At 69.9% G+C, this 9,811-nt stretch carries 5 protein-coding genes and 4 tRNA genes; 3 read left to right on the forward strand and 6 right to left on the reverse strand.

Annotated elements, in window-relative coordinates:
- Positions 1 to 32: 32 nt before the first annotated feature.
- The 6 genes from ACFU53_RS43470 to ACFU53_RS43495 form a co-directional block, all read right to left on the reverse strand.
- Positions 33 to 107: transfer RNA gene (locus tag ACFU53_RS43470), tRNA-Asp, on the reverse strand.
- A gap of 99 nt (positions 108 to 206) precedes the next feature.
- Positions 207 to 4,190 (reverse strand): ATP-dependent RNA helicase HrpA, encoded by a 3,984-nt coding sequence (hrpA, locus tag ACFU53_RS43475; RefSeq protein ID WP_384005316.1) that lies wholly within the window; start codon positions 4,188 to 4,190, stop codon positions 207 to 209.
- Positions 4,191 to 4,339: 149 nt separating this feature from the next.
- Positions 4,340 to 4,413: transfer RNA gene (locus ACFU53_RS43480), tRNA-Phe, on the reverse strand.
- Positions 4,414 to 4,437: 24 nt separating this feature from the next.
- Positions 4,438 to 4,512, reverse strand: a tRNA-Asp gene (locus tag ACFU53_RS43485).
- A gap of 38 nt (positions 4,513 to 4,550) precedes the next feature.
- Positions 4,551 to 4,623 (reverse strand) — tRNA-Glu (locus ACFU53_RS43490).
- An 81-nt stretch (positions 4,624 to 4,704) separates the two neighbouring features.
- On the reverse strand, positions 4,705 to 6,330 hold the full coding sequence (locus tag ACFU53_RS43495) for a metallophosphoesterase (protein WP_384005317.1): 1,626 nt from the start codon (positions 6,328 to 6,330) through the stop codon (positions 4,705 to 4,707).
- 160 nt (positions 6,331 to 6,490) lie between these two features.
- Between ACFU53_RS43495 and ACFU53_RS43500 the strand changes: the two genes are divergently transcribed.
- The 3 genes from ACFU53_RS43500 to ACFU53_RS43510 form a co-directional block, all read left to right on the forward strand.
- A complete protein-coding gene (locus ACFU53_RS43500) occupies positions 6,491 to 6,841 on the forward strand; it encodes a metallopeptidase family protein (RefSeq protein WP_059249887.1) in 351 nt (116 codons plus the stop codon).
- Between the two features lie 260 nt (positions 6,842 to 7,101).
- Positions 7,102 to 7,629 (forward strand): hypothetical protein, encoded by a 528-nt coding sequence (locus ACFU53_RS43505; RefSeq protein WP_384005319.1) that lies wholly within the window; start codon positions 7,102 to 7,104, stop codon positions 7,627 to 7,629.
- 294 nt (positions 7,630 to 7,923) lie between these two features.
- The coding region (locus ACFU53_RS43510; protein ID WP_384005321.1) for a DEAD/DEAH box helicase at positions 7,924 to 9,811 on the forward strand (1,888 nt) is incomplete at its 3' end.

The raw sequence follows: 9,811 nt of genomic DNA on the forward strand, positions 1-9,811 counted from the left end.
TCCGTATCGGATGCGGGCCTCGCGTAGTCGTGCGGTCCTGACGGGATTTGAACCCGCGGCCTCCACCTTGACAGGGTGGCGAGCACTCCAAACTGCTCCACAGGACCAGGTTTCGCAGTCCGCGCCTTGTTGCCGCGCTGGCCTGCGAGAAGAGACTGTACAGGAGCGGGACCCCCCGGTCGAACTCACTCAGCGTGCGGGATCCGTCACGGAACCGCCGCGTCGATCGCCTTCACGATCCGCTTGTCGGAGACGGGGTAGGCCGTACCGAGGGCGTGGGCGAAGTAGCTGACGCGCAGCTCCTCGATCATCCAGCGGATCTCCAGGACGGAGGAGGGGACGGGCCGGCCCTGGGGGAGCTGTTCCAGCAGCCAGGCGTACTCGTCCCGCATCTCGTGGACCTTCTCCATGCGGGCCGTGTCCCGCTGGACTCCGGTCGGCATCTGCTGCAGGCGCCGGTCGGCCGCCACCAGATAGCGCATCAGGTCCGGCAGTCGGCGCAGCCCCGCCTCCGTGACGAAGCCGGGCTTCACGAGGGCGTCCAGCTGCCCCCGTACGTCCGCGAGGTTGGCGAGGAGGGCCGGGCTGCGCGTGGACTTCAGACGGCGCTCACAGGCCTGCCAGGCGGCCAGCACCTGCTGCACCTGGCCGACCGTACGGACCGTCGTGTCGACGATCTCGGCGCGCACCTTGTCGTACAGCTTGCGATATGACGACTCGTCCCACGCCGGCCCGCCGAAGTCGGTGATCAGCTTGTCGGCCGCCGCCATCGCGCAGTCGTCGAACAGCGCCTGGATCGAACCGTGCGGGTTCGCGGACAGCGCCAGCTTCTGCGCGTTCGTCAGCTTTTCGGAAGCGAACTTCGCGGGGTTGACCGGAATATTGCGGAGGATGAGCCTCCGGGTGCCTTTCCACATCGCTTCGGCCTGCTCCGCCTCGGTGTCGAAGAGGCGTACGGAGACGGTGTTCGCCGTCGGTCCGTCGTCGACGAGCGCCGGATACGCCTTCACCGGCTGCCCGGCCCGGCGGGTCTCGAAGACACGGGTGAGCGAGCCGATCGTCCAGTCGGTCAGGCCCTTGCGTTCCAGGGACTCGCCGCCCTGGCGCTCGGCGGTGGCCGCGGCCGCCTGCGAAAGGGCCTGACGCGCTTTCGGCTTCAGCCGGAGCCGCAGCGACTCCAGGTCCTTGTCCTCGGCCAGCTTCCGGCGCCGTTCGTCGACGATCCGGAAGGTGATCTTCAGATGGTCGGGGACCCGAGCCCAGTCGAAGTCCTCGGGCGTCACCGGCACGCCCACCATGCGCTTCAGCTCGCGTGCCATCGTCACCGGCAGCGGCTCCTGCAAGGGGACCGCCTGGTCCAGGAACCGCTGCGCGAAGTTCGGCGCCGGTACGTAGTTCCGGCGGATCGGCTTCGGGAGGGAACGGATCAACTCCGTCACCACCTCCTGCCGCAGACCCGGGATCTGCCACTCGAAGCCCTCGTCCGTGACCTGGTTGAGGACCTGGAGGGGGATGTGGACCGTCACGCCGTCCGCGTCGGCGCCCGGCTCGAACTGGTACGTGACACGGAACTTCAGCTGCCCCTGGCGCCAGGAGTCCGGGTAGTCGGCCTTCGTGACCGCCTCCGCCGACTCCCGGATGAGCATCTCCCGCTCGAAGTCCAGGAAGTCGGGCTGCTCGTGGCGCTTGTGCTTCCACCAGGAGTCGAAGTGGGCGCCGGAGACGACATGCTCGGGGACCCGCTGGTCGTAGAAGTCGAAGAGCGTGTCGTCGTCGACCACGATGTCCCGGCGCCGGGCCCGGTGCTCCAGCTCCTCGACCTCGCTGAGGAGCTTGCGGTTGTCGGCGAAGAACTTGTGGTGCGTACGCCAGTCGCCCTCGACGAGCGCGTTGCGGATGAACAGCTCGCGGCTGGCCTCCGCGTCGATCCTGCCGTAGTTGATCTTCCGCTGGGCGACGATCGGTACGCCGTACAGCGTGACCTTCTCGTACGCCATCACGGCCGCCTGGTCCTTCTCCCAGTGCGGCTCGCTGTACGTCCGCTTGAGGAGATGCTCGGCGAGCGGCTCGACCCACTCCGGCTCGATCTTCGCGTTGACGCGCGCCCAGAGGCGGCTCGTCTCCACCAGCTCCGCCGACATGACGAAGCGCGGGGGCTTCTTGAAGAGGGCCGAGCCCGGAAAGATCGCGAACTTGGCGTTCCGGGCGCCCAGGTACTCGTTCTTCCCGGTGTTTCTCCCGCCCTCTCCCCCGGCGTCCTTCACGTCCTTCATGCCGATGTGGGAGAGCAGGCCGGCGAGGAGCGAGAGATGGACGTGCTGTTCGGGGGCGTCGTCCTCGTTGAGATGGATGTCCATCTGCTTGGCGACCGTGCGCAGCTGGCTGTAGATGTCCTGCCACTCGCGGATGCGCAGGAAGTTGAGGTACTCCTGCTTGCACATCCGGCGGAAGGACGACGAGCCGCGCTCCTTCTGCTGCTCGCGGACGTACCGCCAGAGGTTGAGGTAGGCGAGGAAGTCGCTCGTCTCGTCCTTGAAGCGGGCATGCTGCTGGTCCGCCTGGGCCTGCTTGTCGGCGGGGCGCTCGCGCGGGTCCTGGATGGACAGCGCGGCGGCGATCACCATGACCTCGCGGGCACAGCCGTTCTTGTCGGCCTCCACGACCATGCGGGCCAGGCGCGGGTCGACGGGCAGCTGGGACAGCTTGCGCCCCATCTGGGTCAGGCGGTTGCGTACGTCCTTCTGCGTCGGGTCCAGCGCGCCGAGCTCCTGGAGGAGCTGGACGCCGTCGCGGATGTTGCGGTGGTCCGGCGGGTCGATGAAGGGGAACTTCTCGATGTCGCCGAGGCCGGCCGCGGTCATCTGGAGGATGACGCTCGCCAGGTTCGTACGGAGGATCTCGGCGTCCGTGAACTCCGGGCGGGCGTCGAAGTCGTCCTCGGAGTACAGCCGGATGCAGACACCGTCGGACGTACGGCCGCAGCGGCCCTTGCGCTGGTTGGCGCTGGCCTGCGAGATCGCCTCGATCGGCAGCCGCTGGACCTTGGTCCTGTGGCTGTAGCGGGAGATGCGGGCGAAGCCCGGGTCGATCACGTACTTGATGCCGGGGACCGTGAGGGAGGTCTCGGCGACGTTCGTGGCCAGAACGATCCTGCGGCCCGTGTGCGGCTGGAAGACGCGGTGCTGCTCGGCGTGCGACAGCCGGGCATAGAGGGGGAGCACTTCCGTGAAGCGGTACTGCTTCTTGATGAGCGCGTCCGCCGTGTCACGGATCTCCCGCTCACCCGAGAGGAAGACCAGGATGTCGCCCTTCCCCTCCCCCTGAAGCTCCTCGACGGCATCGCAGATCGCGGTGATCTGGTCGCGGTCGGCGTCCTCGCCGTCCTCCTCCAGGAGCGGTCGATAGCGCACCTCGACGGGGTACGTACGGCCGCTGACCTCGACGATCGGGGCGTCGCGGAAGTGGCGGGAGAAGCGCTCGGGGTCGATGGTCGCGGAGGTGATGACGACCTTGAGGTCGGGGCGCTTGGGCAGCAGCTGGGCCAGGTAGCCCAGCAGGAAGTCGATGTTGAGGGACCGCTCGTGGGCCTCGTCGATGATGATCGTGTCGTAGGCGCGCAGCTCGCGGTCCGTCTGGATCTCGGCGAGCAGGATGCCGTCCGTCATCAGCTTGACGAAGGTCGCGTCCGGGTTCACCTGGTCGGTGAAGCGCACCTTCCAGCCCACGGCCTCACCGAGAGGGGTCCGCAGCTCCTCCGCCACGCGCTCGGCGACCGTACGGGCGGCGATACGACGGGGCTGTGTGTGCCCGATCATGCCGCGTACGCCACGCCCCAGCTCCATACAGATCTTGGGGATCTGGGTCGTCTTCCCGGAACCGGTCTCACCCGCGACGATGACGACCTGGTGGTCGCGGATGGCGGCCGCGATGTCGTCCTTCTTCTGGCTGACGGGCAGCTGCTCGGGGTACGAGACGGTCGGCACGCGCGCGGCGCGCTCGGCCATGCGGGACTCGCCCTTGGCGACCTCCGCCTCGATCTCGGCGAGCACGGCGGCCCGGGCCTCGGGCTTACGGATCTTGCGCGCGCCTTCGAGCCTGCGTCCGAGCCGGTGCGCGTCGCGCAGGGAGAGCTCGGCCAGGCGAGGGGCGAGGGCGCCGAAGGCGGGGGCGGGGGCAGGGTGAGTGGACATACGCGACCCAGGATCTCACCTCCGGGAAACGAGGGGCGAACGCTTTTGCGTCCGCCCGTCGCTGCCAGGTGCACGGAGGGGACCAGGCCCGGCTTCCCGTGAACGACGAGGACCCCCTCCGGTTGCCCGGAGAGGGTCCTCGTGCGATGTGGCTGGGGCCGGGATCGAACCGGCGACCTATCGCTTTTCAGGCGATCGCTCGTACCAACTGAGCTACCCAGCCACGATGTTTCACGTGAAACACCAGCGGTCCTGACGGGATTTGAACCCGCGGCCTCCACCTTGACAGGGTGGCGAGCACTCCAAACTGCTCCACAGGACCAAGCTTGTGCGGGAACTAGTCTCGCACAGGGTGTTGCGTACCCCCAACGGGATTCGAACCCGTGCTACCGCCTTGAAAGGGCGGCGTCCTAGGCCGCTAGACGATGAGGGCTATCGGCCCGCCTGCGCGCTTCTCAGCGCGTCGGGGACGTGTTGAAGCATATGGGATGGCAGGAGGTATCGCCAAAACGGTTTACGGGCCACTGGGGGACTCCTCGGTTGGCGTGCTTCCCGAGGGTGACGGGGACTGTTCGCCGCCGGGTTCGGCACCCGGCTGGTTCTCCTTCGGCAGGTGGCGGCTGACCTCGGCCGTTGTCAGGCCCAGGCCGCCGAGTTTGATCTCGTCCCAGGCCTGGAGGCGGCGGGTGTCGCGGTCCAGATAGAGCACCGAGGCCTCGATCGGGTCGGGGTGCTTGCCCTCCACGGCGCGCAGACCGCTGCCGCCGGTCGAGCCCTCGATGCGCAGGCGGGTGCCCTCGTCGAGGACCTCCATCTCCGGGTGGTGCAGGTGCCCGGCGAGGACGAGCGGGACGTCGCCGTCCGTCTCCCGGGCGGCGTCCGGGTTGTGGGCGATCGCGATGTCCACGGGGGTGCCCGCCGCCTTCTGGGCGCGCAGGGCGTCCGCCAGTCGCGCCCCGGCCGCCTCCTCCGAGGGCAGGCCCGACCTCTCGGTCGAGCGGTCCGGGGTGAACTGCGGGTCCCCCATCCCCGCGAAGCGCAGCCCGCCCACGGTCACCGCCTTCCCCTCGTCGAGGACGTGCGTGTTGTCGATGCCCTCCAGATAGCGCTGCGTCTCGCGCGAGTCGTGGTTGCCGCGCACCCAGACGTACGGGGCTCCGAGGTCGGCGATCGGGTCGAGGAACGCGTTCTCGGCGGCGCTGCCGTGGTCCATGGTGTCGCCGGAGTCGACGATGACGTTGATCTCGTACTGCTCCACCAGCGAGGCGATGATCTTCCAGCTCGCGGGGTTCAGATGGATGTCGGAGACGTGCAGGACGCGGATGGTGGTCGGGTCCGGCTGGTACGCGGGGAGCGTGGACGTGACGTTGTACAGCTTGGTCACGTTCGTCACCAGGCGCGCCAACTCCTTCTGGTAGACGTCGAATTCGGTGACGATGCTGCGCGCGTCGCCGACGAGGGAGGGCGCGGAGGAGAGCAGGCCCGAGAACTTCGGCTCCAGGACGGAGTTGGGGTTCCAGGTGGCGGCGGCCGTCCCTCCGGCGCCGGCCAGGAGTGCGAAGGCGATGCCGCCGGCGGCCAGGGCGCGGCGGGGGCGGCGGTACACGGCGAGGCCGAGTGCGGTGGCCCCGGAGACAACGGCGACGCCGGAGCGTACGGCCAGGTCGATGGTGCCGTGCTGCACGTCGGAGGCGATCTCCTCCTGCAGCCCGGAGATCCGCTCGGGGTGGTCGACCAGGGCCTGGGCGCGCTCCGGGTCGAGCTGGTCGACGTTCACGTCCAGGCGTACGGGGGCGTTGTGGCTGCGCAGCTCCAGGGCGCCCAGCGGGGAGAGGTTGATCTTCGTGCCGCCGGCGAGGGAGGGGCGCAGGGTCATCGTCGTGTTCATGGGGCCGACGGGGGTTCGTACGTTCCCCACGATCAGCAGGCCCAGCCAGGCGCCGAGCAGGACCACCGCGACCAGACCGATCGCGCGCCCCCAGGGGTGGGGGTGGTGGACCAGCTCGACGGTCGGGTGCGCGCGGCGTGAGCGGTAGTGCCGGGCCAGGGCGCGGGGGGCCCGGGGCATGGCTCGGCGGATGCGGCGGAGGGTCGTACGCAGGGGGTTGGCGGCGGTGGCGGTGGCGGGGACGCGGGCCATTGGTCCCGTATGCCCAGGGGTGGGGGCGGATATGCGGCGGGGGGATGTGGGGGTCGGGGGCCGGGTCGTTGTGCTTCGTGTGCCTGGTCGTTGTGCCTTGTGTGGCTTTTCGCGCTGCTCGCGTCTCTCGTACGCGCGTGTCGTGCACGACAATGGCCGTGTGCTGGAGATGACGCGCGAGGAGTTCGAGGAACTGGTCGCCGAGGCGTTGGACCGGATTCCGCCGGAGCTGACGCGGCTGATGGACAACGTGGCGGTGTTCGTCGAGGACGAGCCGCCCGCCGACGACCCCGAGCTGCTCGGGCTGTACGAGGGGACTCCGCTCACGGACCGCGGGGAGTGGTACGCGGGGGTGCTGCCGGACCGGATCACGATCTACCGGGGGCCGACGCTGCGGATGTGCGAGACGCGGGAGGACGTGGTCGCTGAGACCGAGGTGACCGTGGTGCACGAGATCGCGCATCACTTCGGGATCGACGATGCGCGGTTGCATGCGTTGGGGTACGGATAGCCGCGGGGTGCGGTGGTGCCGGGCTCCGGCCGTGTGTTCCGGCTGCGTGCGGATCGGTGGGTTTCGAGTACGTGCCGGTGTGTGGGGGCTGGTCGCACGGTTGCCCGCGCCCCTTCGGGTGCGATGCTTGGGCCGGGGCGGTGAAGCGCGGCATTCTCAGGCGGCAGTCGTAGGGGCTTCGGGCGGCGCGTGTCTTCTTGTGTGCGGCGGGAGTTGGGCAGGGGGACTCCTCTTTCCGCCCCCCCTCGGAGGTGGCCGCCGTGCGCGCCTTGAACGTATCCGTCCGTCTGGCCGCCACGGTCATGGCCGTCGCGGCAGCCGCCGGCTGTATGAGCGTGGGGGACGAGGGGCGGAAGCCCGGGCCGTCGCCGTCCGCGGGGCAGCGGGGTGGGGAGAAGCCGGACGGGGGCTCCGCGGTGACGGGCGGAGGCGGTACGGGGTACCAGGCCGGGCAGGGGAAACGGCACGGCTCCGCCTCGCCCGACCCTTCCGCGTCCAAGTCCGCTTCGGCCTCCGCGTCGGCCTCCGGGGCCGCCGAGCCGCCCGGGAGGGCGACGCCGCCGAAGGGGGGCAAGGACGAGGGGAAGGGGGAGCTGCCGGAGGAGCCCGAGCCGACGAAGGGGGAGCCGACTCCTACGCCGACAGTCGTGGAGCCTGAGCCGGAGCCGACGAAGCCGGTGGAGTCGTCGACGCCGGGCCCTTCGGCCGAGCCGTCGTCGTCCGCGCATGAGCAGGGGGCGCAGTTGGTGGACAGGGAGCCGGCGCCTCGGGCGGGGGACGCGGCGTAGGGCTTGGGGAGTTGGCTGCGGCCCCCGCCGGATTCTCGCGGCCCTTGTCGCCCACCTCACCCCCACGCCGAAAGCATCGGCTCCTGACCTGCGGGTATCCGCCCAGTTTGCCTTGGAGGGCGGTGGGTGCGTATGGTGGTAGATCGTTTGATCCAATTTGCCCGGCGCCACCACAGAGCGCGCCGTGTGGCGCGTACTCTCCCTTGCCGTGGCGGACCGCATAGAGGCGGTCGTGTGCGAATCACGGAGTTGACGGGCGCGTGCCGACGAGACTCCGGAAGGTTTCGCATACGCATGTCCATTTCCAGTACTGATCACGTCGTCGTGCCCGAGAACGTCGAGGGCGTCGAGGGCGCGAAGAGCGCCTCCGTCGAGGCGGCTCCCGAGGTCACCTTCGCGACCCTGGGTCTCCCCGAGGGCGTCGTGCGCAAGCTCGCGCAGAACGGCGTGACCACCCCCTTCCCGATCCAGGCCGCGACCATCCCGGACGCCCTGGCCGGCAAGGACATCCTCGGCCGTGGCCGCACCGGCTCCGGCAAGACCCTCTCCTTCGGTCTGCCGCTGCTGACGCAGCTGTCCGGCAGCCACACGGAGAAGAAGAAGCCCCGCGGCATCATCCTCACGCCGACGCGTGAGCTCGCGATGCAGGTCGCGGACGCCCTTCAGCCGTACGGCGACGTCCTCGGCCTGAAGATGAAGGTCGTCTGTGGCGGTACGTCGATGGGCAACCAGATCTACGCCCTGGAGCGCGGCGTCGACGTCCTCGTCGCCACCCCGGGCCGACTGCGCGACCTCATCAACCGTGGCGCCTGCTCCCTGGAGAACGTCCAGGTCGCCGTGCTCGACGAGGCCGACCAGATGTCCGACCTGGGCTTCCTGCCCGAGGTCACCGAGCTGCTCGACCAGATCCCGGGCGGCGGCCAGCGCATGCTGTTCTCGGCCACGATGGAGAACGAGATCTCCACGCTGGTCAAGCGCTACCTGAGCAACCCGGTCACGCACGAGGTCGACAGCGCCCAGGGCAACGTCACGACCATGTCGCACCACATCCTCATCGTGAAGCCCAAGGACAAGGCGCCGGTCACCGCCGCGATCGCCTCCCGCAAGGGCCGCACGATCATCTTCGTCCGCACCCAGCTGGGCGCCGACCGCATCGCCGAGCAGCTCTGCGACTCCGGTGTGAAGGCCGACGCGCTCCACGGCGGTATGACGCAGGGCGCGCGTACCCGCGTGCTCGAGGACTTCAAGAAGGGCTATGTCAACGCGCTGGTCGCGACCGACGTGGCCGCCCGCGGTATCCACGTCGACGGCATCGACCTGGTCCTGAACGTTGACCCGGCCGGTGACCACAAGGACTACCTGCACCGCTCCGGCCGTACGGCCCGCGCGGGTCGCAGCGGCACGGTCGTGTCCCTGTCCCTCCCGCACCAGCGCCGGCAGATCTTCCGCCTGATGGAGGACGCGGGCGTCGACGCCTCGCGCCACATCATCCAGGGCGGTACGGCCTTCGACACCGAGGTCGCCGACATCACCGGCGCCCGGTCGATGACCGAGGTCCAGGCCGAGTCGGTCGACAACGCCGCGCAGCAGGCCGAGCGTGAGGTCGCCCAGCTCAGCAAGGAGCTGGAGCGGGCCACGCGCCGCGCCTCCGAGCTGCGCGACGAGGCCACCCGGCTGACCGCGCGTGCCGCGCGGGAGCGGGGCGAGGACCCGGAGGCGGCCGTCGTCGTAGCCGCGGAGGCCGCCACGGCCACCGCCGCCGTCGAGGCGGACGGCGCGCCGGTCGAGGCCCCGGCCGCGATCGTCGAGCAGCCTGCCGAGCGTCCGGCGTACGAGCCGCGTCAGCGTCGCGAGGAGCGGGGCAACGGCGGTTACGAGCGTCGTGACAACGACCGTGGCGACCGCGGTGGGTTCCGCCGTGACGACCGCCGCGACGGTGAGCGCGGTGGGTTCGACCGCCGTGACGACCGTCGGGACGGCGACCGTGGTGGCCGTACCTTCGAGCGTCGTGACGACCGCGGTGGCAGTGGCTTCCGCCGGGACAACGACCGTGGTGGCCGTACCTTCGAGCGTCGTGACGACCGCGGTGGCAGTGGCTTCCGCCGGGACAACGACCGCCGTGACGACCGTCGGGACGGCGACCGTGGTGGCCGTACCTTCGTGGGGCGCGACGACCGCGGTG

The sequence above is a fragment of the Streptomyces sp. NPDC057474 genome (assembly GCF_042802555.1).
Lineage (GTDB): Bacteria > Actinomycetota > Actinomycetes > Streptomycetales > Streptomycetaceae > Streptomyces.